General features: G+C 72.2%; 22 protein-coding genes. 13 read left to right on the top strand and 9 right to left on the bottom strand.

From position 1 onward, the window contains the following. The first annotated feature begins 141 nt into the window (after positions 1–141). A complete protein-coding gene (locus OJ997_RS25500) occupies positions 142–1,068 on the top strand; it encodes a universal stress protein (protein WP_270028112.1) in 927 nt (308 codons plus the stop codon). A 231-nt stretch (positions 1,069–1,299) separates the two neighbouring features. Beyond that, complete coding sequence (locus OJ997_RS37830; protein ID WP_270028111.1) at positions 1,300–2,658, top strand: S8 family peptidase; 1,359 nt, start codon at positions 1,300–1,302, stop codon at positions 2,656–2,658. Here the strand turns inward: OJ997_RS37830 and OJ997_RS25490 are convergent. Together OJ997_RS25490 and OJ997_RS25485 are read right to left on the bottom strand one after the other, a co-directional pair. Then, positions 2,655–3,017, bottom strand: a complete 363-nt coding sequence (locus tag OJ997_RS25490; RefSeq protein ID WP_270028110.1) for a response regulator — start codon at positions 3,015–3,017, stop codon at positions 2,655–2,657. The genes OJ997_RS37830 and OJ997_RS25490 overlap by 4 nt on opposite strands. Positions 3,018–3,051: 34 nt before the next feature. Then, positions 3,052–5,643, bottom strand: a complete 2,592-nt coding sequence (locus OJ997_RS25485; protein ID WP_270028109.1) for an EAL domain-containing protein — start codon at positions 5,641–5,643, stop codon at positions 3,052–3,054. 147 nt (positions 5,644–5,790) lie between these two features. On the opposite strand from OJ997_RS25485, the gene OJ997_RS25480 reads away from it, so the two are divergent. Further along, the gene (locus tag OJ997_RS25480) at positions 5,791–6,516 is read left to right on the top strand and encodes a phosphotransferase family protein (protein WP_270028108.1); all 726 of its coding nucleotides are present in this window, start codon (positions 5,791–5,793) and stop codon (positions 6,514–6,516) included. Positions 6,517–6,529: 13 nt separating this feature from the next. Here OJ997_RS25480 and OJ997_RS25475 read toward each other — a convergent pair whose 3' ends face one another. Next, a complete protein-coding gene (locus OJ997_RS25475) occupies positions 6,530–7,600 on the bottom strand; it encodes an ROK family transcriptional regulator (protein WP_270028107.1) in 1,071 nt (356 codons plus the stop codon). Between the two features lie 87 nt (positions 7,601–7,687). Here OJ997_RS25475 and OJ997_RS25470 point away from each other — a divergent pair, with 87 nt between their 5' ends. Continuing rightward, on the top strand, positions 7,688–8,971 hold the full coding sequence (locus OJ997_RS25470; protein WP_270028106.1) for a DUF1479 domain-containing protein: 1,284 nt from the start codon (positions 7,688–7,690) through the stop codon (positions 8,969–8,971). On the opposite strand, the gene OJ997_RS25465 is transcribed toward OJ997_RS25470, so the two are convergent. Next, on the bottom strand, positions 8,925–9,788 hold the full coding sequence (locus OJ997_RS25465) for a class II glutamine amidotransferase (RefSeq protein WP_270028105.1): 864 nt from the start codon (positions 9,786–9,788) through the stop codon (positions 8,925–8,927). The two genes, OJ997_RS25470 and OJ997_RS25465, sit on opposite strands and share 47 nt — an antisense overlap. A 69-nt stretch (positions 9,789–9,857) precedes the next feature. On the opposite strand from OJ997_RS25465, the gene OJ997_RS25460 reads away from it, so the two are divergent. After that, positions 9,858–10,547 (top strand): SDR family oxidoreductase, encoded by a 690-nt coding sequence (locus tag OJ997_RS25460; RefSeq protein ID WP_270028104.1) that lies wholly within the window; start codon positions 9,858–9,860, stop codon positions 10,545–10,547. Here OJ997_RS25460 and OJ997_RS25455 read toward each other — a convergent pair. Further along, positions 10,544–11,635: a helix-turn-helix transcriptional regulator gene (locus OJ997_RS25455; RefSeq protein WP_270028103.1), complete on the bottom strand. Its 1,092-nt coding sequence runs from the start codon at positions 11,633–11,635 to the stop codon at positions 10,544–10,546. The genes OJ997_RS25460 and OJ997_RS25455 overlap by 4 nt on opposite strands. 164 nt (positions 11,636–11,799) lie before the next feature. Here OJ997_RS25455 and OJ997_RS25450 point away from each other — a divergent pair, with 164 nt between their 5' ends. Then, a complete protein-coding gene (locus OJ997_RS25450) occupies positions 11,800–13,134 on the top strand; it encodes an FAD-binding oxidoreductase (protein WP_270028102.1) in 1,335 nt (444 codons plus the stop codon). Between the two features lie 3 nt (positions 13,135–13,137). Here OJ997_RS25450 and OJ997_RS25445 read toward each other — a convergent pair whose 3' ends face one another. Beyond that, the gene (locus tag OJ997_RS25445; RefSeq protein ID WP_270028101.1) at positions 13,138–14,382 is read right to left on the bottom strand and encodes a hypothetical protein; all 1,245 of its coding nucleotides are present in this window, start codon (positions 14,380–14,382) and stop codon (positions 13,138–13,140) included. A 90-nt stretch (positions 14,383–14,472) separates the two neighbouring features. On the opposite strand from OJ997_RS25445, the gene OJ997_RS25440 reads away from it, so the two are divergent. Genes OJ997_RS25440 through OJ997_RS25425 form a run of 4 tightly spaced genes read left to right on the top strand, consistent with a single transcriptional unit; the run spans position 14,473 to position 16,916 of the window. Then, positions 14,473–15,006: a YceI family protein gene (locus OJ997_RS25440; RefSeq protein WP_270028100.1), complete on the top strand. Its 534-nt coding sequence runs from the start codon at positions 14,473–14,475 to the stop codon at positions 15,004–15,006. 4 nt (positions 15,007–15,010) lie between these two features. Continuing rightward, positions 15,011–15,556 (top strand): NADPH-dependent FMN reductase, encoded by a 546-nt coding sequence (locus OJ997_RS25435; protein WP_270028099.1) that lies wholly within the window; start codon positions 15,011–15,013, stop codon positions 15,554–15,556. Continuing rightward, positions 15,553–16,011 (top strand): MarR family winged helix-turn-helix transcriptional regulator, encoded by a 459-nt coding sequence (locus OJ997_RS25430; RefSeq protein WP_270028098.1) that lies wholly within the window; start codon positions 15,553–15,555, stop codon positions 16,009–16,011. The genes OJ997_RS25435 and OJ997_RS25430 overlap by 4 nt, the downstream gene beginning before the upstream one ends. Further along, positions 16,008–16,916: a VOC family protein gene (locus tag OJ997_RS25425; protein ID WP_270028097.1), complete on the top strand. Its 909-nt coding sequence runs from the start codon at positions 16,008–16,010 to the stop codon at positions 16,914–16,916. The genes OJ997_RS25430 and OJ997_RS25425 overlap by 4 nt, the downstream gene beginning before the upstream one ends. On the opposite strand, the gene OJ997_RS25420 is transcribed toward OJ997_RS25425, so the two are convergent. After that, positions 16,913–17,461 (bottom strand): TetR/AcrR family transcriptional regulator, encoded by a 549-nt coding sequence (locus OJ997_RS25420; protein ID WP_270028096.1) that lies wholly within the window; start codon positions 17,459–17,461, stop codon positions 16,913–16,915. The genes OJ997_RS25425 and OJ997_RS25420 overlap by 4 nt on opposite strands. A 42-nt stretch (positions 17,462–17,503) precedes the next feature. Here OJ997_RS25420 and OJ997_RS25415 point away from each other — a divergent pair, with 42 nt between their 5' ends. Beyond that, positions 17,504–18,226, top strand: a complete 723-nt coding sequence (locus OJ997_RS25415; RefSeq protein ID WP_270028095.1) for an SDR family oxidoreductase — start codon at positions 17,504–17,506, stop codon at positions 18,224–18,226. On the opposite strand, the gene OJ997_RS25410 is transcribed toward OJ997_RS25415, so the two are convergent. Both OJ997_RS25410 and hisD read right to left on the bottom strand, forming a co-directional pair. Then, a complete protein-coding gene (locus tag OJ997_RS25410) occupies positions 18,223–19,488 on the bottom strand; it encodes a branched-chain amino acid ABC transporter substrate-binding protein (protein ID WP_270028094.1) in 1,266 nt (421 codons plus the stop codon). The two genes, OJ997_RS25415 and OJ997_RS25410, sit on opposite strands and share 4 nt — an antisense overlap. 11 nt (positions 19,489–19,499) lie before the next feature. Continuing rightward, on the bottom strand, positions 19,500–20,810 hold the full coding sequence (gene hisD / locus OJ997_RS25405; RefSeq protein WP_270028093.1) for a histidinol dehydrogenase: 1,311 nt from the start codon (positions 20,808–20,810) through the stop codon (positions 19,500–19,502). 71 nt (positions 20,811–20,881) lie between these two features. Between hisD and OJ997_RS25400 the strand changes: the two genes are divergently transcribed. Continuing rightward, on the top strand, positions 20,882–21,808 hold the full coding sequence (locus tag OJ997_RS25400) for a LysR family transcriptional regulator (RefSeq protein ID WP_270028092.1): 927 nt from the start codon (positions 20,882–20,884) through the stop codon (positions 21,806–21,808). Between the two features lie 17 nt (positions 21,809–21,825). Further along, positions 21,826–23,187 (top strand): hypothetical protein, encoded by a 1,362-nt coding sequence (locus OJ997_RS25395; protein ID WP_270028091.1) that lies wholly within the window; start codon positions 21,826–21,828, stop codon positions 23,185–23,187. The last annotated feature ends 22 nt before the right edge of the window (positions 23,188–23,209 follow it).

Here is a 23,209-nt window from a genome sequence, read left to right as displayed (position 1 = left end):
CGGTATCCCGGCTCGGCGATTCGACCTTGCCGCGCGGAGCCCGGGAGGCGCTGAGCCCGGGCGTGCGGGCGGCGCCCCAGCTCCCTTCCCCCTCGATGGCCGTCCGTCTCAGCCCGCCCACCTCCGTGTAGGTTGAAACCAATGCTCGCCATCGCCTTCGACGGGTCGCCCAGCGCGGCCCTTGCCGTCCGCGCAGCGGCCTCGTTCTTCCCCAACGCCACGGCGACCCTGATCACCGTCCCGGCACCCCCACCGCCCGGCGCAACGAGCGCCTCGCGCTGGCTGATGAACGTCCCTTCAGGCACGCTCGAGCACGCCCTCGCCGAGATCAACGCCGAGGCGACCGAAGAGGCGAGCGAGCTCGCTGCCGAAGGCGCCGCGCAGGCCGGCGCGTCCGGCCTCACCGCCACCCCTCTCGTCACCAAGCCCCACGCGCCCTCGTGGGAAGCGCTCCTCAACGCGGCCAAGACGGCCGGCGCCCAGGCCCTTGTGTGCGGCGCACGCGGCCGCGGCGAGATCGCCCGCGCGGTCCTCGGCTCGACCTCGATCAGCCTGCTGCACCACGCCGACCTGCCGCTCCTGATCGTCCCGGACGACGCCGTGCCCAGCGACGGCCCGGTGCTGATCGCGTACGACGGCTCACCGGCCGCCGATCACGCCATCGACGTCGCGGGCGCCCTCCTGCCCGGCCGCACCGCGACCGTCGTGCACGTGTGGGCCTCCCAGTACCGGCGGAGCCGCGCGGTGTCGGCGATCGCGCGCGGTGAGATCAGCGACGTGGTGTCCGTCCTCGACCAGGCCCTCGCGGACGAGGCCGCTGCGATCACCGCCCAGGGCGCCGAGCGGGCATCCGCCACCGGCCTCGACGCGATCGGGGAGACCGTCGAGTCGCGCTCCGGCGTGTGGCGCACCGTGCGCACCCTGGCGGCCGACAAGCGAGCTTCGCTCGTGGTCACCGGCGCGCGGGGGATCGGCGGAGCGCGGTCCGCGCTGCTCGGATCGGTGTCCTCGGGGCTGGTGCACAACGCGGACACCCCAGTGCTCGTGGTGCACGCCGAGGCACCCTAGGCACCCCAACATAGGGGTAAGGATTGGGGTAGTCCCTGATGTAAGGGGCGCCCTGGGGCACCAGTATCCGGGTCATGCTTTCGCTGCCCACCCGGATGGTCCCGCCGCGCCGCCTGCGCACGCCGGGTCATCGTGTTCCGGAGCCCTCGGACGAGGCGCCCGTCATCACCCCAACGTCGCGCCAAGAAGCGCCCAACCGGACGCCAAGGCGTTGACGACAGGCTGCCCACCGTGACCAGGCGACAGAACATCCCGGTGGGCCAGCAGATCGTGCGTCGTGTCGTGCTTGCAGCGGCGGTGATCCTCGCCGCGCTCGGCGTGAGCACCGGTGCAGCCTTCGCCGCGGAGCTCCCGAAGCAGTGGGACCCGAGCAAGGTCGCAGTCAACCATGACCCCAGCAACACGTTCCTCCTGCGCCCCGGCCAGGTCCTCGTCGGCCCGGGCGACGCGGCTGACGTCCAGCGCGTGCTCAAGGACTACAAGGCCGCCGAGCAGCGCCCGTTCGGCCTGACGCTCCTCATCACCAAGCCGCGGACCACGGACCCGGCGCGTGAGGTGCTCGACGCGCTCGCCCGCGTGCGCAAGGCCACCGCCGGCCGCCCCGAGGGGCCCGCGCAGGTCGCGCCCAACTACGTCTTCGTCGGCGAGGCCGCCGGTGACGCCATCAACTTCCACGGCGAGCCCCGCATCCAGGGCGGCCCCGGCTCGACCGTCCGCCCCGCCACGCTCCCCGCTACGCTCCCGCAGCGCGGCGCCCTGTCCACCGACGGCGCGGGCGCGAAGATCGCCGTCCTCGACACCGGCCTGTTCGACCACGAGTGGCTGCGCACCGTCCAGCGCGCTCCCGGCAGCGCCGACACGTGGGACGCGGACGCTGACGGCTACGGCGACGCCGAAGCCGGCCACGGCACGTTCATCGCCGGCCTGATCCGCCAGGTCGCGCCCGCCGCGGACATCTACGCCGTCAAGGTGCTCGACTCGCACGGCGTCGGCGACGACTTCGGCGTCGCCGCCGCGATGGCGCAGCTCCCCACTGATACCGACGTGGTCAACCTCTCGCTCGGCGGCTACACCGACCGTGACCAGCCGCCGCTCGCGATCCTCAACGCCATGCGCCAGATGGGCGGCAAGCGCGCCGTCGTCGCGGCCGCCGGCAACCACGCCTCCAGCCGCCCGTTCTGGCCCGCCGCGTTCGGTCCGGTGCTCAGCGTCGGCGCGGTCGAAGGCGGCGAGACCAAGTGGGCCCGCGCGTCGTACAGCAACCACGGCAAGTGGGTCGACGCCACCGCCCGCGGCACCAACCTGCAGTCCACCTTCACCCGCGCGAAGACGCTGCTCGCCCTCGGCAGCGCGCCGAGCCCCGCCGACCCGACGATCGCGTTCGACGGCTGGGCGCGCTGGGACGGCACCTCGTTCGCCACCCCGATCGCCGCCGCCATGATCGCCCGCACGATGTCCCGCGCCGGCCTGGCCTCGGGCGCCGAGGCCGAGTACAAGCTCGTCGCGAGCGCCCCGCCCGTGCCCGTCTCGGAGTTCCCCCGCGCCGTCCTGCTGGACGAGCTCGAGGGCAAGGCCGAGCCGAAGAGCTAACCGGCCGAGGCCGCGACCGCGCGGAGCACGCTCGTGACCCGCGCGGACTCGCCCTTGCCGAACCAGTGATCGGCGTCGTGCTCGTCCTCGGGCGGGTGGCTGGAGACGACGATCACCGGGATCGTGCTCAGCGCGACGTTCTCCCGCACGCGCTTGATCAGCCCGAGGCCGTCGAGCTTGGGCATGTCGATGTCGGTGACGATCACCGCGGGCCGCAGGCCGGAGAGCAGGATCCGGTGTGCCGCCAGGCCGTCGGCGGCCGGGGCGGGTTTCAGGCCGGCGCCGCTCGCCCAGGCGGACAGCAGCATGAGGGAGACCGGGTCGTCGTCGACGACCAACGCGGACGGGAGCTCGGGCATGCCCGATGCATCGTCAGCGGACCTCGCGGTCCGCTCAACCGCGGGTCAAGACACGGTCAAGCCGCGGCGCGGCGGCGCGCGGCATCGGCTCGGGGCGGCCGTAGTGGTAGCCCTGGGCGTGATCGACGCCCAGCTCGCGCAGTCGCGTCGACGTCTCGGCGTCCTCCACGAACTCCGCGATCGTCTTCAGGCCGAGCCCCTGCGCGATGTCGACCATCGCCTTGACGACCACCTCGTCGGTGACGCTGCTGGTGAGGCTCTTGACGAAGTCGCCGTCGATCTTCAGGTAGTCGAGCGGCAGGTGCTTGAGGTAGTAGAAGGACGCGAAGCCGGCGCCGAAGTCGTCGAGCGCGAACCGGCAGCCGAGCTGCTTGAGCCGCTCCGCGAACGCCTGCGCGTCGCGCATGTTGGTGATCGCGGCGGTCTCGGTGATCTCGAACACGAGCCGCGCCGGGTCGATCCCGGTCAGCTCGATCTCACGCTCGATCAGCTCGGGCAGCTCCGGATCGCCGATCGAGCGGCCGGAGAGGTTGACCTCGATCCGCAGCCCGTCGGCGACGCGGCCGTCGGCAAGTGCGTGGATGGCGTTCTTGACCACCCAGCGGTCCAGCTCGCCGATCAGCCCGAAGTGCTCGGCGGGCTCGATGAACGCGCCCGGCGGGATGATCTTCCCGTCGGGCGAGACCATGCGCAGCAGCAGCTCGTAGTGCGTGGCCTTGCCGCTGCACAGCTCGACGATCGGCTGCCAGTACAGGACGAAGCGGTCCTCGTCGAGCGCGCGGCGCACCTGGTCGGCCCAGTCGAGTCGGGCCTGCATGCCGGCGACGCGCTCGTCGTCGCGGTCGGTGACGTGGAAGCCGTCACCGCCGAGTTCCTTGGCGGCGTACATCGCGAGGTCGGCGGCGGCGAGGATGCCCTCCGCCTGCAGGTCGTCGTCGCCGAACGGCACCACGCCGACCGAAGCGGTGATCGAGACGGCGATCGTCCCGAGCGTGAGGCGCTGCTCGCGCACGGCGCTGACGACCGCCACGGCGGCGCGTTCGGCGGCCTCGCGATCGGCGCTGTCGAGCAGGACGGCGAACTCGTCGCCGCCCAGGCGCGCGACGACGTCGGTCTCGCCGACCACGGTCCGCAGCGCGGCGCCGATCGTGCGCACCATCTCGTCGCCCGCGGTGTGGCCGTGGACGTCGTTGATGTACTTGAAGCGGTCGAGGTCGAGCAGCAGGACGGCGCCGGGGTCGCGCCGCTTGGTGTAGAGGGCGAGCTCCTCCTCGAAGCGGCGGCGGTTGAACAGCCGCGTCAGGTGGTCGTGGTCGGCCTGGTGACGCAGCTGGGCCTCGAAGCGGCGGCGCTCGGTGACGTCGCGCAGGATGCAGGTGGCGACGGCGTCCTCACCGTCGGCGACCGGGCCGAACGTGATCTCGAGCGGGAACTCGTGCCCGTCCTTGCGCCGGCCGGTCAGGTCGACGCCGGGGGCCAGCGGCAGCTCGCGTGAGTTCGGGGCGAAGAGCTCCTGCACCGGACGGCCGACGAGCTCGCTGCGGCCGTAGCCGAACAGCTGCTCCGTGCGGGCGTTGGCGAGCACGATGTTCCCGTCGGCGTTGACCTCGACGATCGGGTCCGGGGCGGTCTCGAGCGCGCGCGCCTGCTCCTCCGCCCGGGAGCGGTCGGAGATGTCGCGGATGATGCCGCCGAAGAAGCGGCCCTCGTCCTCGTCCCACGAGGAGATCGAGAGCTCGATCGGGAACTCGGTGCCGTCGGCGCGCTTGCCGACGACCTCGACGGTGCGGCCCATGATCCGCGCCGACTCGGGCTTGGCGACAACGCGGCGCAGGCCGGCGTCGTGCGGCGCGCGCAGACGCTCGGGCATCAGCACCGACAGCGGGCGGCCCATGACCTGCTCGCGGTCGTAGCCGAACATCCGCTCGGCGGCGGAGTTCCAGGAGACGATCAGGCCCGCGCTGTCGGCGGTGATGATCGCGTCGCTGGTGGACTCGCGGAAGGAGGTGAAGCGGTTCTCGGCGGCGCGCAGGGCGGTGGCGCTGCGCATGCCGGCGAGCCGGCGGCCGACCTGGCGGCCGATGTGCGAGGCGACCTCGAGCAGGCGGTCGTCGGGGGCGACCGTGCGCGTCGAGAAGCACTCGATCACGGCCTCGATCTCGCCGGCGCTGGAGATGGGGAAGGAGAACGCGCCGCGCAGCCCGGCCTCGGCGGCGACGGCGTTGCGGGGGAAGTTGGCGTCACCGCTGAGGTCGACGATCCACTCGGCGCGCTCGCTCTCGAGCACGCGGCCGGGGAGGCCGACGCCGCGGGTCATCGGCATCCGCTCGGTCTCGGTGCGGAAGCCGGCGTAGCGCGCGACGTCCCCGAGGTACCAGAGCGAGGAGGACAGCAGGCGGTCGCGGTCCTGCGGGTCCGCGATGTAGACGTGCCCGACGGGCCAGCCGGTCCAGCGGCAGATCTGGTCGACGCAGGCGCGCAGCACGGCGTCGGTGCTGTCGGCGCGGTCGGTCGCCTCGGCGACGCGTTCGATCAGGCCGACGAGCGCGGAGTCGCCGGACACGGGCGGCGTCGGCGTGGACTTGCGGGTCCGGCTGAGCGAGATCGCGGCGGCCCCCGCACTCACCGCGGCCGCGAGGGCAGCGACACGGGCTTCTGGGGCGGGGGACCGAGGCATTGCTCTCTGACATCGGCAGCTGAGCACACGCCTGAAGCGGTGATATGTCTTGTGTTTGACCGATTCACGCCTTACCGATGCGTAGGCTCGAGACCGGTGCGCGAACACTTCGAGGTGATCCGGAGGCTGGTCGGCGAGGTGCCGGTGACGCCGCTCGCGACCGGGCTGGACCATCGCGTCTACGCCGTCGGGGACGGCCTGGTGGCGCGGTTCGGCCCTGGAGCCGGGGAGGAGGCGGCGCTGCTGGCCGCGGTCGCGCCGCGGGTCCCGCTGCCCGTCCCCGTGCCGCTCGCGGTCGACGCGGCCGCCGGCTGCCTCGTCCTGCCCCGCGTGTGCGGCGTGTCACTGCTCGAACGTCCATCCCCCGAGCGGGGGAGGTTTGCGAGCGCGATGGCAGATTTTGTTGCGGCCGTGCACGTTCTCCAGTGGCCGGCGCCGCTGGACGAGACGCCGCCGAGCGCGTGGCTGGCGGAGGCCCGCGAGACGTGGCCGCGCGTCCGCGATCTCGTCCCAGGGTGGGTCGAGGCGTTCCTGGAGAACGATGCTCCGGCCTCCGTGGCGCCGTGCTTCATCCACGGCGACCTCGGCGCCGAGCACGTCTTCGTCGACGGCGACGAGATCACCGGCGTGATCGACTGGGGCGACGCCGCACTCGGCGACCCCGCGGTCGACCACGGCCGCCTGATGCGCGACTTCGACCTCGACTTCGGCGAACGCGCACGGTTCTACGCGATCTGCACCGCGCTGGAGGACGTCGCGTACGGCCGCGAGCCGTACGTCACGAACGCGGTCGCGGCGCTCGAACGGCTCGCCCGAACCTAAAGCCCCAGGGCCTTTAGGTTCGTTGCCTCGCCGCGGCGACGATCGCGTCGCGCAGCTGCTCGAGCGCGGACGCGCGCGCGGCCGTGAGCGCCGGCTCGTCCGTGACCGTGGCCGGCTCGATCGGGACCGCGCGCGGCGTGGCGGCGACCACGTCCGCCAGCGCGGGCAGGATCGCCGCGCCCCACGGGCCGCCGACGCGCACGGCGCGCGGGTTCACGAGCGCGACCACCGCCGACAGGACGCCGGCCAGCGCGCGGGCGAGCGCCGCGTGGCTCTCCAGGCCGGCCAGCAGCTTGGGGACGTCGATCGCGGTCGTCCCCGCGCGGCGCAACCCGAGCGCGGCGAACACGTCGGTCAGGCGCATCGCCGAGCCGTCCGGGCCGGTGGTCAGCACGTGCGCGATCTCGCCCGCCAGGCCCGCGTGGCCGCGGCGGACCTCGCCGTCGCTCACGACCGCGAGGCCCAACCCCTCGCCGAGGTACAGGTAGGCGAAGTCGCGACCGGCATCCTCGGCGCGCGCGGCCCAGTTGACGTCGTTGTCGACGACCACCGGGCCGTCCACCAGGTCGGCGAGCACCGCCGGCGCGTCCAGCGCGCCGAGCAGGAAGGGGAGATCGGGCAGCTCGACGAGGCGGCCGGTCTCGCGGTCCACCGGGTCGGCGGCGCTGACGACCGCGAGCCGGAACGGCCCTTCGGCCACCTGCGCGGCGACGTCGCGCAACGCACCCTCGACGCCCGTGGGCGGCACGTCGGCCACTACCCGCGCGACCACGTCGCCGTACGCGTCCACCGCCTCGGCCACGAGCCCGGACGGCGCGAGGCTGACGACCAGCGCCCGGCCGCTCGTCGGCCCGAGCGCGTAGTAGGTCCCGACGCGGCCACGGCCCGTCGTGCGCTCGCCCGTGTCGATCACCGCGCCGGCCTCGCTCAGCCGTCGCACGGATTCCGACACGGTCGGCTTGGACAGCCCGGTGAACCCCGCGAGCTCCGCGCGCGTCGCCCGCTCCGCCTGCATCAACGCGCGCAGGATGTGCTCGCTCGACAGGGAGCTGAGCAGCTCGAGGGTCGGCTTCACCGGGGCCACGCGAACATTTTAGGAAGGAGCCTTGCCTAAAGCGAGCGTGATCGCTATCTTGCCGTTCTAGTAAGTAGTCCTGCCTAGAGGAGAGACATGACGACCGCCACTGAGCTCCCGCACTGGGAGGCAACGCCCGAGGACCTGAAGGCCGCGACCCGCGAGATCAAGGCCGCGATCCGCGCGCGCATCGAGGCGTCGGGCCGCACGGTGGAGGAGATCTGGGAAGTCGTCACCGCCCAGCTGACGGAGAAGGTCGAGGAGATCGAGGCGGCGAAGGCGCGCGGCGAGAACGTCTGGCCCGTGATCGAGTACACCGACATCGAGGCCGGCACGGTCACGCCCGAGCAGCTCGCGTATTTGAAGTCGCGCGGCTGCGTCGTCATCCGCGGCCACTTCCCGCGCGAGCAGGCGCTGCAGTGGGACCAGGACATCGTCGACTACGTCGAGCGGAACCACTTCTTCGAGGACTACAAGGGCCCGGCGGACGACTTCTTCGGCAGCGTCGGCTCCAAGCCCGAGATCTTCCCGGTCTACTGGTCACCCGCCCAGATGCAGGCGCGCCAGAGCGACCGGATGGCGAACGTGCAGTCGTTCCTGAACCACCTGTGGACCTACGAGTCCGAGGGCAAGCAGTGGTTCGACCCGGACCGTGACTCGCTGTATCCGGACCGGATCCGCCGCCGTCCGCCCGGCGCGAGCTCCGGCGGCCTCGGCGCGCACCTCGATCCCGGCACGCTGGACCTCTGGATGACCGAGGCCTACCAGCAGGCGTTCCGGCACCTGTTCGACGGCTCGGTCGAGGCCTACGACCCGTGGGACGCGTCCTTCCGCACGGACGGTCCGCAGTACCCGGGCACGACGATGTGCTCGGTGTTCCGCACCTTCCAGGGCTGGACGGCGCTGTCGGACATGGCCCACGACCAGGGCGTGCTGCACACGGTGCCGATCCCCGAGGCGATGGCGTACCTGATGCTGCGCCCGCTGCTGGACGACGTCGCCGAGGACGACATGTGCGGCACCACCGTCAACCAGGTCTTCCCGGCGATCGAGCAGTGGCACCCGCTGCTGATGCGCGCCCTGGTCGGCATCCCGGACGTGCAGGCCGGCGACTCGGTGTGGTGGCACTGCGACATGATCCACAGCGTCGCGCCGGTCACCGACCAGCAGGGCTGGGGCAACGTCATGTACATCCCGGCCGCGCCGTGGTGCGGGCGCAACGCGCGCTACGCCGACAAGGTCCGCGCCGCCTTCGAGGCCGGCGAGAGCCCGAGCGACTTCCCGGAGGAGCACTACGAGCGCACGTGGCCGGACCGCTTCCAGCCGTCCCAGCTCAATGCGACGGGCCGGCGTGGGCTAGGGATGCCGCCACAGGGCTGAACGGCACCTGCTCGTCGGCGCCGGGCTGGATGATCAGCGCGGTCGCCTCGGGCACCTCCTGCCACACCCCGGGGAGGTCCTCGTTGAGCGGCTCCGACACCACGATCCGGTCCTCGTCCGTGAGGTGCTGGAAGCGCGCGTTGTCCGGGTACAGCGCGCGCACGGCGGCGGCGTCGCAGGACACGTACAGCGTGCGCGACTGCCCGAGGCTCGAGTACCGGATCGCGTAGAGGCGCTCTCCGTCGCTGATGCCGAGCGTCATCTGGATCGGATGCTCGATGCCGTGCGCGTGGCCGACCTGCTCGACGAACCCGACCGCCCGCTCGACCGCGCCGAGCGGATCCGTCTCGAGCCCGAACGTCAGCGCGAGGTAGAACAGCGTCTCGGAGTCGGTGGAGCCATGGATGCCCTCGAACAGCGTCGGGTCCACGGCGAGCAGCAGCTCCCGGCGGGTCGTGTGGAAGTCGGTGATCACGCCGTTGTGCACGAACAGCCACTTGCCGTGCTTGAACGGGTGCGAGTTGACCTGCTGCACCGGCGTGCCGGTGGTCGCGCGGATGTGCGCGAGGAAGAGGGGAGACCGGATCTCCGCGGCCAGATCCTGCAGGTTCTGGTCGCTCCACATCGGGTTCAGGCTGCGGTAGCGGCGCGGAGCTCCGCCGTCCGCCGGGTACCAGCCGATCCCGAACCCGTCCCCGTTGGTCGTCTCCACGCCCCGCGTCGAGTGCAGGCTCTGGTCGATCAGGCTGTGCTTCGTCTTGAACAGCAGCTCCTCGATGGCGAGCGGCTGTCCGAAGTAGGCATTCCAGCGGCACATGCGCCGAGCCTCCCGGCGCGGCGGGCGGGCGCGCATCACCCGCTCCGGGTGATGCGGTAAGACGGAGGCATGTCCGACTCCCGTGTCTTCGTGATCACCGGCGCCAGCTCCGGCATCGGCGCCGCCACCGCGCACCGCGCCGTCGAGGCGGGCTACCGCGTCGTGCTCGGCGCGCGCTCGAAGGACAAGCTCGACGCGCTGGTCGAAGCGCTCGGCGGCGCCTCGCACGCGCTCGCCGTCACCACCGACGTGACCAAGTGGGAGGACAACGAGGCGCTGATCGCCGCCGCGCAGGACACGTTCGGCAGCGTCGACGTCGTCTTCGCCAACGCCGGCTTCGGCGCCGCCCGCGGCTGGCTGAACGAGACGCCCGAGCACTGGCACGACATGGTCCTCACCAACGTGCTCGGCGCCGCCTACACCGTGCGCGCCGCGATTCCGGCCCTGAAGGCGACGAAGGGCCACGTGCTGCTCACGGGCTCGGTCGCCGGCCGCAAGGCGCTCCCCGGCAGCCTGTACTCGAGCACCAAGTGGGCGGTCACTGGCATGTCGGAGTCGATCCGCCAGGACCTCAACGGCACCGGCGTCCGCACGACGCTGATCTCGCCGGGCGGCGTCGAGACCCCGTTCTTCGACAACCCGTCACAGGACCGCCTGGAGCCCGACGACATCGCGCGCGCCGTGCTGTACGCCGTGTCACAGCCGCCTCACGTCGACATCAACGAGATCTTCGTGCGGCCGATCGCGCAAGAGGGCTAGGCCGCCGCGGCGTGGATCGCCGCGTTCAGCCCCTCCTGGTAGTGGTCGGCGAACATCTTCGCGACGAGCTCGCCGCGGGTGGAGACGCCGGCCTTCTCGTAGACGGACTTCAGGTGGTCGGCGACGGTGTAGCGGGAGAGGTGCAGCTCGGCGGCGATCTCGGTCGTCGCGAGCCCGCGCGCGAGCGCGCGCGTGACGTCCACCTCGCGCGGCGTGAGCTCGTAGGCGTCGACGATCAGCGGCGCGATCTCGCTCGCCTTGGCGGGCTCGATCACGACCGCGGCCTCTTGGCCGTCGTGCAGGCAGGACGCGTGGATCAGCAGCCACACGCCGCTGTGGGTGCGGACGCGCGTGCGTGTGGCGGTGCCGCGGGAGCGAGCTTCCTGCGCGGCGATCGACACCTCGCACGGCACGTCCAGCCCCAGCCTGGGGTCGGGGAGGCGGTACGTGGACTCGATCTCCTCGAACCACGACAGCGCCTCGGGGGTCGCCGAGACGATGCGGTGCTCGGCGTCGACGATCGCCATCCCGGGCGCGCGCCCGGCGGTGTCGCGGCCCGGGTGCGTGACGAGCGAGGCCCGCAGCGCCCGGCCGACGACCGGCGCGATGGTGGCGACGAAGTCCTGCTCGGCCGCGTCGAACCCGTGGGATGCTCCGGCTCGGTTCATGTGCAGGATGCCCCAGCCGCGGCCGCCGGCGTTGAACGTCGCGCGCAGCTCGGCGTCGGAGTCCATCAGCGTCCGCAGCTGGCGCCAGCGCGCGCTGCGCTCCGGCCGGCCGCCGGTCGCGGCGTGCAGGTCGGCCACCTGGCGCGGGCCGCGCGCGAGGTCGGTGAACTTGTTGAAGTCCGGCACCTCGAACTCGTACTCCCAGAACGGCGAGCAGACGGTGTGCGGCATGTCCTGCGCGACGCCCGCGCCGAGCCCCAGCATCGTGTCCGGGTCGGTCGCGGCCAGCACGAGCGCGTCGACCGGCATCGCGGCCCGCAGCTCCGTCGCCACGCCCTCGATGAGCTGCTGGGCGGGCAGCTGCTCGGCGGCGAGGGCATCGATCCGTCGCGCCGCTCGCGCGAAGGGGAACGCTGTCATGGCGCGACGTTACGGCGCGCGACCCCACCCGGGCGATGCGGGTACCTCGACAGCGCGGGGTGGTTGACCGAACGACCCCCCCTGAAATGCGGGGGGAAGCTCGCGTGAAGTCCCCGCGATCGCGGGATCGACGCCGGGCCGCACAAACCGCACCATCCCGGCCCATGCTCTCCGCGACGCTCCCCTCGCTCTCCGCCGCCTTCCTCTATCCGGGTGACCCCGGCTGGGACGAGGCCCGCTCGGCCTTCAACGTCCTGCTCGACCAGCACCCGGCCGCGATCGCCCTGCCCGCCACGGCGCGCGACGTCGCCGCCGCGGTGAGCTACGCCCGCGCCGCCGGCTGGCGCGTCGCGCCGCAGGCCACCGCCCACAATCAGGGCCCGCTCGGCGACCTGTCGGACACGCTGCTGCTCAACGTGCGCGGGCTCCAGGAGGTGCACGTCGACCCGGGCGCGTTGCGCGTGCGGGTGGGGGCGGGCGTGAAGTGGGAGCGGGTCGTGGGGCGGCTGAACGCGTACGGGCTCGCGGCGCTGCACGGCTCCTCGCCCGACGTCGGCGTCGCCGGCTACTCACTGGGCGGCGGGATCGGTTGGCTCTCGCGCAAGTACGGGATGCAGGCGAACGCCGTCACGGCGCTCGAGGTCGTGACCGCCGACGGCACGCTCGTCCGCGCCGACCACGAGCATCACGCGGACCTGTTCTGGGCGCTGCGCGGCGGCGGCGGGAACTTCGGGGTCGTCACCGCGATCGAGTTCGCCGTCCACCCGGTCGAGGACCTGTACGCGGGCGCACTGTTCTTCCCCTACGAGCGCTCGGCCGAGGTGCTGCACGCGTGGACGCGGATGCTCCCGCAGCTGCCGGAGGACCTGATGACGTGGGTGACGCTCGGGCACTTCCCGCCGATCCCGGACGTGCCCGCGTTCGCCCGCGGGCGCTCGTTCGCGATCGTCCAGGGCGCGTTCCTGGGGCACGAGGTGGACGCGTGGGACCTGCTGCGCCCGCTGCGCGAGCTCGGCCCGATCCGCGACACGTTCGCGATGGTGCCGCCGATCGTCCTCGCCGACCTCGCGATGGACCCGCTCGACCCGCTCCCGTTCCACCTCACGCACCACCTGGTCGACGCGCTCCCGGTCGACGCGCTCCTGGAGAACGTCGGCCCGGACCTGTCGCTGATGCAGTTCCGCCACATGGGCGGCGCGCTCCACCGCGCCGAGCCGGGCGCCGGCGTCCGCGCCACGCTCCCGGGCGAGATCTGCGCGATGGCGCTCGGCGTCGTCATGGACGAGCACTCCGACCGCGCCGTGCGGGCCATGCTGAGTGCGTTCGACACGACGCTGGAGCCGCACCGCGCCGGCGACTACGCGAACTTCGTCGAGGCGCCGTCCGACGCGAGCCGCTTCTTCTCACCCGACGACTGGGCCCGGCTGCGCGCGATCAAGCACCGCTACGACCCGACCGACGTGGTCGCCGGCAACCACCACATCCCGCCCGCGAGCTGAGGATCAGGCGCGCACCTCGTCGAACCGCTGCGTGAGCCAGTCGCCGACGGCCTCGTCGAACGGGTGGAGGCCCGGGCCGTCCGCCTCCAGCGCCTGCACGGCCGCCGCGACCATTAAGGCGCGGGTGAGCTGGATGTCGCGCGCCGCGACGCAGTTGACCTGACCGTCGAAGTTGACGGGGAAGCCGCCGTTGAGGAACGACACCTCGCGGTCGACGAACTGCAGGTGGATCGTGGCGTGGAGGTTCTCCCGCGCGAGATCCGGGTTGAGCACGCGGATGTCGTCGTGCTCGTGGGCGTCGGCCAGCTCGATGAACTCCTCGCGTGAGAGCTCGGCGGCCCCCGAGGACGCGCTGATCAGCTGGGCGCCGTCGGCGAGGTGCAGCCGGTCGCCCACGCCGAACGACGTCGTGCCCGAGCAGCCGATGACGACGTCGTAGCCGCCGGGCGGCGGCGCGCTCCGGTCCCAGGTCGCGAAGCCGTGCTCGCGCGCCCGCTCCAGCGGCTCGGCGGCGATGTCGCCGACGTGGAAGTCCTCCCGCGCGAGGCCGAACTCGTCCACGAGCACCTCGCCGATCGGCCGTCCGATCGCGCCGTAGCCGAGCAGGAGCGCGCGGCGGGCCGAGAGGTCGCGGCCGCCGAGCGCGGTCCGGATGCCGCGCACCACCGAGTCGCCGATGAACCGCGGCTCTACGTCCAGCTTCGCCCGGGACTCGGCGACGTTGACGAACGGCACGCCGGCCGCGAACGCGTGGGCGGCGCCGTTGTGGCGCAGCTTGATCATCCCGCGCCGCGTCTGCTCGACCAGCGCGACCCGGAACGGCAGCGCGGCGAAGCACGACGCGGCTTCCGCGAAGTAGCTGCCGTCGTCGAGCACGAGCAGCCGCTCACCGTCCGCGAGCGTCTCGCGCAGCTCCGCCACGAGCTGCGTGACGCGCCGGTGCTGGTAGGGCGCGTAGCGCATGGTCAGGTCGTAGTCGCCGGTGCGCGCGAAGTTGGCCTCCGGGATGCCGAGCTCCTGCAGCGCCCAAGCGACCGTCGCGTTGGCGGTGTAGGGGATGTCCACCCAGTACACCCGCGCCGGGTCGAGCCCGAGCTCCAGGAGCGTCCGCGTCATCGGGACGATGCTGCCGAGCTGGTGCTGGAGCAGGACGGCGGCGTCGGCCCCGAGCCGGTAGCCCGCGGGCAGGTAGTCGGCGACGTAGGCGTCGAGGAGGGGGAGACGAGCCGGGATCGACTGGTCGAGCATCGCTTCCGCGACCGTAACCGAGAAGAGGTAGTTGCATCCGCAAACAGTTGCGCTATAGTTGCTGTCACAACAACTTTGGGAAGGACTTCCATGAGCACCGCAACCACCCCGTTCACCGGCACCTACACCGTCGACCCCGTCCACTCGAGCTTCGGGTTCGCCGTTCGCTACCAGGGCGTCTCCGTCTTCAAGGGCACGCTGGCCGAGGTCGACGCCAAGCTCGTCGACGGCAAGCTCGAGGGCGCCGCGCAGGTCGAGTCGATCTCGATCAAGTCGCCGGCCCAGTTCCGCGCTCACGTGCTGAGTGCCGAGTTCTTCGACGCGGAGAACCACCCGCAGGTCAAGTTCGTCTCCGACGACATCCAGCTGGGTGAGGACGGCACGGCCAAGGTCGACGGCGAGCTGACGATCAAGGGCATCACGCAGCCCGTCAGCGCCACCGGCACCTACGTCGCCCCGGCCGCCGACGCGTTCGGCAACACCCGCGGACACCTGAACCTCGAGGCCCAGGTCGACCGCACCAAGTACGACATGAACTGGAACGCCCCGCTGCCCTCCGGTGGCAAGGCGCTCGCCAACGACGTCACCCTGATCGTCGAGCTCTCGCTCGTCGCGGAGGCCTAATCACATGCGGATCCTGGGGATCTCCGGCAGCGCACGCCGGGACTCGCACAACACCAAGTTGCTTCGGGCGGCGGCGGAAGCGCTGCCGGCCGGGGTGGAGCTGGTCGAGTGGGAGGGTCTGACCGCGCTGCCGATCTTCGACGAGGACCTCGAGGCCGAAGGCCACGAGGCGGTGACCGAGCTGCTCGACGCCATTGCGGGCGCCGACGCGGTCATCATCGCCACGCCGGAGTACAACCACTCGATCCCGGGCGGGCTCAAGAACGCCCTGGACTGGGCCAGCCGTCCGTACGAGACGAACCCGCTCCGCAACAAGCCGGCGCTGGTGATCGGTGCCAGCACCGGCCTGTTCGGCGCCGTCTGGGCGCAGGCCGAGACGCGCAAGGTGCTGGCCACGACCGGCGCGAAGGTGCTCGACACCGAGTTCCCGCTCGGCCTGGCCGACGACGCGTTCGCCGACCACGGCGGGCTCGCCGACCCGGACGCGCATGAGCGCCTCACCGCCGCGCTGGCGGAGCTCCACGAAGCGCGGGAGCTGGTCGCCGCATGACCGCCGTGACCGGCGACCGCCTGACGTCCCTCGAGCTGGCCGCCTGGCGCGGCCTGCTCGAGGCGCACGCCCGGGTGACCCGCGCGCTGGACGCCCAGATGCGCAGCGAGCACGGCCTGCCGGTCTCGTCCTACGAGGTGCTGATGTTCCTCGCCGACGCGCCCGGCCACCGGCTGCGCATGTCGGACATCGCGGACCGCGTGCTGCTCAGCCGCAGCGGGCTCACCCGGCTCGTGGACCGGCTCGAGCACCTCGGCCTCGTGAGTCGCTGCGGCGTCGAGACCGACGGCCGCGGCGCGTACGCGCAGCTCACCGACGCGGGCCTGGAAGAGGCGCAGGCGGCCCGCCGCACGCACCTCGAAGGCGTGCGCACGTTCTTCCTCGACCACTTGACCGAAGACGATCACCAGGCGCTCGCGCAGGTCTGGGAGCGTCTCGACAGGAGCCACGAATGACGCTCGACGGCATGCACCACATCACGATGATCACCGGCGACGCGACCCAGAACGTCGCGTTCTACGCCGACGTGCTCGGGCTGCGGCTCGTCAAGAAGACGGTGAACTTCGACGCGCCCGAGGCCTACCACCTGTACTTCGGGGACGAGACCGGCGCGCCGGGCACGATCCTCACCTGGTTCGAGTTCGCGGGCGCCCAGCCGGGCCGCGCGGGCGCCGGGATGATCCACACGATCGACCTGGGCGTCCCGTCCACGGAGTCGCTCGACTTCTGGTCGGAGCGCCTCGCCGCGAAGGGCTACACGAGCGAGCGCGTCGAGGACACCCTCACGTTCACCGACTACGACGGACTGCGCTTCCGCCTCGTGGTGACCGACACGCCGCGCGCCGGCGCGATCCACCCCGAGGTCCCCGCCGAGCACGCGATCCGCGGCGTCGTCGGCGCCCGCGCCTACCGCGCCCGGGACCTCGACGCCGACCGCGCGCTGCTCACCGACACGCTCGGCTTCACCGAGACCGGCGAGGGCGAGTACGACCTCGGCGGCTTCCGCTGGGCGTATGACCCCGCGACCGAGTACGGCTACCAGGGCGCCGGCACCGTCCACCACATCGCCTGGCATTCCCGCGACGAGGACCACGTCGCGTGGCAGCAGCGGGTGGCGCAGGCCGGCATGCAGGTCACGCCCGTGATCGACCGCGACTACTTCGACGCGATCTACTTCCAGCAGCCGCAGGGCGTGCTGTTCGAGATCGCCACCACCTCGCCCGGCTTCGCCGTCGACGAGGACCCGGATCACCTCGGCGAGGCGCTGCGCCTCCCGAAGCAGCACGAGTGGCTGCGCTCGCAGCTCGAAAAGCAGCTCATCCCGCTGGTCAACCCGCGCGCCGCCGCGCCGACGGCCTAGCGGACCGCCACGAGCTGGCCCCGCACCTCGGCGACGCGCTCGCGCAGCGAGCCGTCGCCGGCGGCCAGCCAGCGGTCGAACGCCACCCGCAGCAGCACGATCGCGACCTCGGCGGACACCTCGGCCTCGCCGGCCGCCACGCCGCGCTCGCGCAACGCGTCCGCCAGCACCTCCGCCGTTGCGGCCTGCTTGATCAGCTCACGTTCCCGCAACGCCGGGTGTGAGGCGATCAGCGCCGCACGCCGGCGCAGGTCGTCACGCCGCGGCTCGAGCTCGTCGGCCACCGCCTCGAGGCCGGCGCGCACGAACTCGTCGCCGGTTGCGTCGGCGACGCCCGCGACCAGCGCGGCCTGCATGGCCGCCTCGCCGGCGAACAGCACCTCGCGCTTGTCGGTGAAGTGGCGGAAGAACGTGCGCTCGGTCAGCTCGGCGCGCGCCGCGATCTCCGCCGCGGTCGTCTGCTCGTAGCCGCGCTCGGCGAACAGCTCGAGCGCGACCTCCTGCAAACGTTCACGGGCGTTGGGCTTCCAGCGGGCGATTCCCACATGATGACAGCGACTGTCATCGAGCGCGCTACCTTGATGTCTGTGACTGACATCAAGAACAGGGTCGTAGCGATCACCGGGGCGAGCAGCGGGATCGGGGAAGCGACCGCGGGGCTGCTTGCGGAGCGCGGGGCGAAGGTCGTGCTCGGCGCGCGCCGGGAGGACCGGCTGCGGGCGCTGGCCGAGGAGCTGGGCGGCGCCTACGCCGTGACGGACGTGAGCAAGCGCGAGGATGTGCAGCGCCTCGTCGACGTCGCGCAGGAGCGCTTCGGCCGGCTCGACGTGCTCGTGAGCAACGCGGGCGTGATGCCGATCGGGCCGTTCGACGACCTCGACGTGGACGCCTGGGAGCGGATGGTCGACGTCAACGTCAAGGGCGTCCTGTTCGGGATCGCGGCCGCGCTGCCCGTGTTCCGCGCCCAGGGCGAAGGCCACTTCGTGACCACCGCCTCCACCGCGGCGTACCGGGTCGTCCCGAGCCAGGCGGTCTACGCCGGCACGAAGGCGGCGGTGCGGATGATCTGCGAGGGCCTGCGCCAGGAGGCCGACGGCACCGTGCGCGTCACGACCGTCTCGCCCGGCTTCGTCCACACCGACTCACCCGGGCACGTGAGCAACCCCGCGGTGCGCGAGCAGATCCGCGAGGCGCGCGACCGCATGGCGATTCCGCCGGACGCGATCGCGCGCGCCATCGCCTTCGCCCTCGAGCAGCCGGGCGAGGTCGACGTCAATGAGATCGTGGTGCGACCGACCGCGCAGACCTAGGCCTTGGCCTCCACGCTGCGGTCGAACACCATCTTGCCGTCGGCGACCTTGTAGACGCCGTACGGGGTGAGCGTGATGTCGCCGTTCTTGTCGATCGAGTACGTCCCGAACACGCCCTCGCGGTCCTTGGTCGCCAGCAGCTGCTCGGCGACGGCCTTGCGATCGCTCCCGTTCTCCCCGGCGCGCTTGATCGCGTCGAGCAGCAGCATCATCGACTCGTAGCCGTAGACGGCGTAGCGGTCCGGGTTCTCCTCGCCGAACTTCGCGGCGTAGGCGGTCAGGAACTCCTTGCCCGCGGGCGGGTACTCCTCGGGCGCGACGCCGGGGATCGTGATCAGCACGCGCGAGGCGACGTCGGCGGGGAGGCCGCCTTCCTTCGGGTCGAAGAACCCGGTCTCACCGACGCCCTCCGGGCCGAGCAGCGGCGCGTCCGGCAGCGCGACGGCGATGTCCTTGAAGATCTGGACGGCGTTGTTGGCCGTGATCCCGCTGTAGATGAAGCACTCGGCGCCGGTCGTCTTGATGTTCGCGGCGACCGAGCGGTAGTTGGCGGCGTTCTTGTCGATGCCCTCGTTGCCCTTGATCTCCAGCCCGACCGTCTTGGCCGCGAGCTCGACGTTCTTGGCGAGGCCGGCGCCGTAGACCTCCTTGTCGTTGAGGATGAAGGCCGAGGCGCAGCCCTCTTCCTTGGCGAGCGTGGCGAGCGCGGCGCCCTGGTAGGTGTCCTTGGGCAGGACGCGGGCGTAGGTGCGTACGCCGGTCGGGTAGTACTTGTCCGGCTCGCCGGGCTCGGCGCCGGGATCGTCGGACGTGATGCCGACCGCCGTGTTGCCGGGGCTGACCTGCGCGATCCCCGCTTCGTTGAGGATCGGGAGCGAGACCGCGGTCGCGCCGGAGTTGAACTCGCCGATGTAGCCGATCGCGGAGTCGTCGCCCGCGACCTTGAGCGCGTTCGCGGACGTCACGCCCGGCTCCCAGCCGCCCTGCTGCGCGGTCGAGTCGTCGAGCGACTCGTACTTGATCGTGAAGTTGCCGGCCTTGCCGCCGGCCTGCTCGAGCGCGAGCTTGGCGCCGTTGACCGCCGCCAGCGACTGCGTGCGCGCCGCGCCCTGCAGCGGCAGCGACGAGTAGATCGTCAGCGTCTCGGCGGACCCGCCGCCGTCCCCTTCCGCGCTGCCGCTCCCGCTGCTTCCCTCGTCGTCGCCGCAGGCGCCGAGCGCCAGCGCCGATCCTGCCAGTAGAACCGCGAACGTCCGCTTCATGTCCTCCCCTTTCATCGCACGCCAACGCGCGCGAGACGCTTCGCCGCCGTCGCCCCGTGCGCGGCCAACCCCTCGGTCGCCGAGATCGCGACGACGGCTTCCGCGATCGGCGTGGTCGCCGCGTCGTCCTCGATCCGCTGGTACGTCAGCGGCTTCAGGAAACGCGCGACCGACAGCCCGCCCGTGTATCGCGCCGCGTGCCCGGTCGGCAGCACGTGGTTCGTGCCCGTCACGCCCTTGTCCGAAAACGCGACGGTCGCCCGCTCGCCCAGGAACAGCGAGCCGTAGTTGCGCAGCCGGTCGTGGAACCAGTCGTCGTCGGCCGTCTGCACCTCGAGGTGCTCGGGCGCGAGCTGGTCGCTGACCGCCGCCGCGGCCTCGCGGTCCGGGGTGACGATGATCGCGCCGTGGTCGCGCCACGCCGCGCCCGCCACGTCGGCGGTGGCGAGCTCCTCGAGCTGGCGCGTGACCTCCGCGCGCACCGCCCGGCCGAGCTCCTCCGAGGTGGTGACGAGCGCCACCGGTGAAGTCGGCCCGTGCTCGGCCTGCCCGAGGAGATCCGCGGCGACGAGCTCGGCGTCGGCGGTCTCGTCGGCCAGCACGGCGACCTCCGACGGGCCGGCCAGCAGATCGATCCCGACGCGCCCGTAGAGCTGGCGCTTGGCCTCGGCGACGTACGCGTTGCCCGCGCCGACGACCATGTCCACCGGGTCGATCCCTCCGAGCCCGAAGGCCATCGCCGCCAGCGCCTGCACGCCGCCGAGGGCGAAGATCCGGTCGGCGCCGCAGATCGTCGTCGAGTAGACGAGCGACGGGTGGATGCCGCCGCCGTCGCGCTGGGGCGGCGCGCACGCCACCACGGTCCCCACGCCCGCGACCTTCGGCACGAGCACGGTCATGAACGGCGAGGCGAGCAGCGGCACGCGGCCCGCGGGCAGGTACGCGCCGACGCTGGAGACCGGCACGAGCCGGTGCCCCGCGATGACGCCCGGGGCGACCTCTACCTCCAGGTCCTGCAGCGTGGAGCGCTGCGCGCGGGCGAACGCCTCGGTGCGCTCGCGGGAGCGCTGCAGGTGCTCGCGGAGCGTCTCGGGGACGAGCGCCTCGGCGGCCTCGATCTCCCCGCGCGTGAGCTCGAAGTCGCCTTCCCAGCCGTCCAGCTCCCGCGCGTACCGGCGCAACGCGTCCTCGCCGCCGCGCTCGATGTCCAGCAGGATCGCGCTCACGCGCTCCACGATCGCCGGGTCCTCACCCACGCGCTCGACCTCCGGGCGCTTGAGGAACAGCAGCTCCGGGTCGTCGAGCAGTTGCCTCGTGATCATGGCCACGATCGTGTCGAGCGGTGACGTTCGGCACAATCCTGTTTTGCCATTGACGAACGAAGGCTGAGCCTTTGACCCTGCAGCAGCTCCGGTACTTCCTGGCCACCGCCCACCACGGCTCGTTCGCCGGCGCGGCGGACGAGCTGCTGCTCAAGCAGCCGTCCGTGGCCGAGCAGATCCGGCGGCTCGAAGGTGAGCTGGGCGTGCCGCTGTTCGCGCGCACCAAGCGCCGGATGACGCTCACCGCCGCGGGCGAGGCGCTGCGCCCGTACGCCGAGCAGGCGCTCGCGACCTGCCGCGACGGCGCCGACGCGGTCCGCGCGCACCGGACGCTGCGCGGCGGCGTCGCGTCCTTCGGGCTCCCGCGCAACGCGGAGCTGTACGCGCTGACCGACCTGGCGGCGGAGATGCACGCGCGCCACCCGCTCGTCGGGATGCGCCTCATCGGGCAGAACTCGGTCGAGGTGGCGGAGGCCATCCGGGCGCGTTCGCTGGAAGCCGGGCTCGTCGTGCTCCCGGTCGACGACGAGGGCCTGGACATCGAGCCGGTGATCCGCGACGAGGTGCTGTTCGCGACCGCGGACCCCGAGCGGGCGGCGACGCCGATGACGATCGAGCGCCTGCGCGACCAGCGGCTCGTGCTCTATGACGCCCACTACGGCAACGCCGACCCGACCCGCCGCCAGCTCAACGAGCGCCTGCAGCAGCACGGCGGGCGGCTCGCGCCGGACATCGAGGTCGAGTACCTGGCGGGCGCGCTGCGGCTGGCGGCGCAGGGCGTGGGGGACACGATCGTCGCGCGCGCCGCGGTCGACGGCGGCTACCTGCCCGACGGCCTGCACACCACGCCGTTCGCCGAGCCGCTGTACGACACGCTCGCGGTCGCCAAGCAGCGCAACCTGCCGCTCTCGCCCGCCACGCGCGAGCTGGTCTCGATCGCGCTGGAGCGCCTCGCGGCCTTCGACCGCGCCCGGAACCGGTCCATTTCGCCCGCGTGAATGCAATGCTCTCGGGCATGTCGTTGAGCCGGACCCTGCTCCTCACCCTGGCGGCGTGGGCCGCACTCGCCACGTCCGCGCACGCGGGCAGCATCTCCGCGTCGGGATCCACGATCACGTTCCGGGCCGACTCGGGCGAGGCGAACTTCTTCACCGTCAACTGGGGCAACTCGGGCGCCGGGGCGGACTGGGTGCCGACGTTCGACGACCACGTGGACATCCGCATCGGCGCCGGCTGCGAGGACTTCGCCGGCGGCGTCGCCGTCACGTGCACCGCGGCCGGCACGAACCCGACGATCCTCATCTACCTCGGGGACGGGAACGACATCGCGCAGTCGATCAACGACCGAGCCGTCGGCCACAGCGTGACGTTCTTCGGCGAGGACGGGGACGACGACTTCGACAGCGACGGCAGCTCGGACGTCCTCGACGGCGGGCCGGGCAACGACGAGTTCTCGCCCGACGACAACGACGCCGGTCCCGGCGACGTGGTGCGCGGCGGGCCGGGCATCGACACGCTGCAGACCGGCAACCCGACCGGCGGGATGGGGCCGATCACGGTCGCCTTCGACGACCAGCCCAACGACGGCTATCCCGGCGAGGGTGACAACTACGCGAGCGACCTGGAGAACCTGTCGGCCACTGCGTCGTCGCCGCCCGTGCACTTCACCGGCACCGAGGGGCCGAACAGCGTCCAGCTGCGCAGCGAGTCGGCCGACATCGTGCGCGGCCTGGGTGGCAACGACTTCATCGACGCGGCCAACGGCAACGACCAGATCGACGGCGGCGACGGCGACGACACGATCTACGGCGGCGGCAACGACGACACGATCGTCGGCGGGCCGGGCACGGACTCGCTGTCGGGCGAGGGTTCGGGCAGCGGCATGTTCGTCTCGGTGCCCGGCAACGACACGATCGACGCGCGCGACGGCGTCCGCGAGGCGATCAACTGCGGGCTGGGCGCGGACACGGCGATCGTCGACGCGCTCGACATCGTCCCGCAGGACCCGGGCTCCCTGTGCGAGGCGGTCGACCGGCCTCCGGTGCTCGCCGCGGCGACCGTGCGCTCCTCCAAGCTCAAGGTCCAGAGCAAGAAGCGGGTCTCGGTGAGCCTGGCGTGCCCGAAGGACGTCGCGACGTGCACCGGCAAGGTGACGCTCAAGACGGCGTCGAAGGTGCGCGTGGGGAAGCGGCGCAGCGTCGTGACGGTCGGGTCGGCCTCCTATTCCGTGGCCGCCGGCACGTCCAAGAACGTCCGCGTGAACCTGAGCTCGAAGGCCCGAACGCTGCTGCGCAAGAGCAAGTCCGTGCGCGTGCGGATCACCGTCGCGCCGGCGTCCGGCGCGGCCGTGACCAAGACGGTCACGCTGCGTCGCTGACGGCCGCGGCTACCATCGAGCG

Origin of the sequence: Solirubrobacter phytolaccae, from assembly GCF_027587195.1 — a bacterium.
Lineage (GTDB): Bacteria > Actinomycetota > Thermoleophilia > Solirubrobacterales > Solirubrobacteraceae > Solirubrobacter > Solirubrobacter phytolaccae.
The sequence above is the reverse complement of the archived record's forward strand: the minus strand, read 5'-3'. Positions and strand labels throughout refer to the sequence as shown.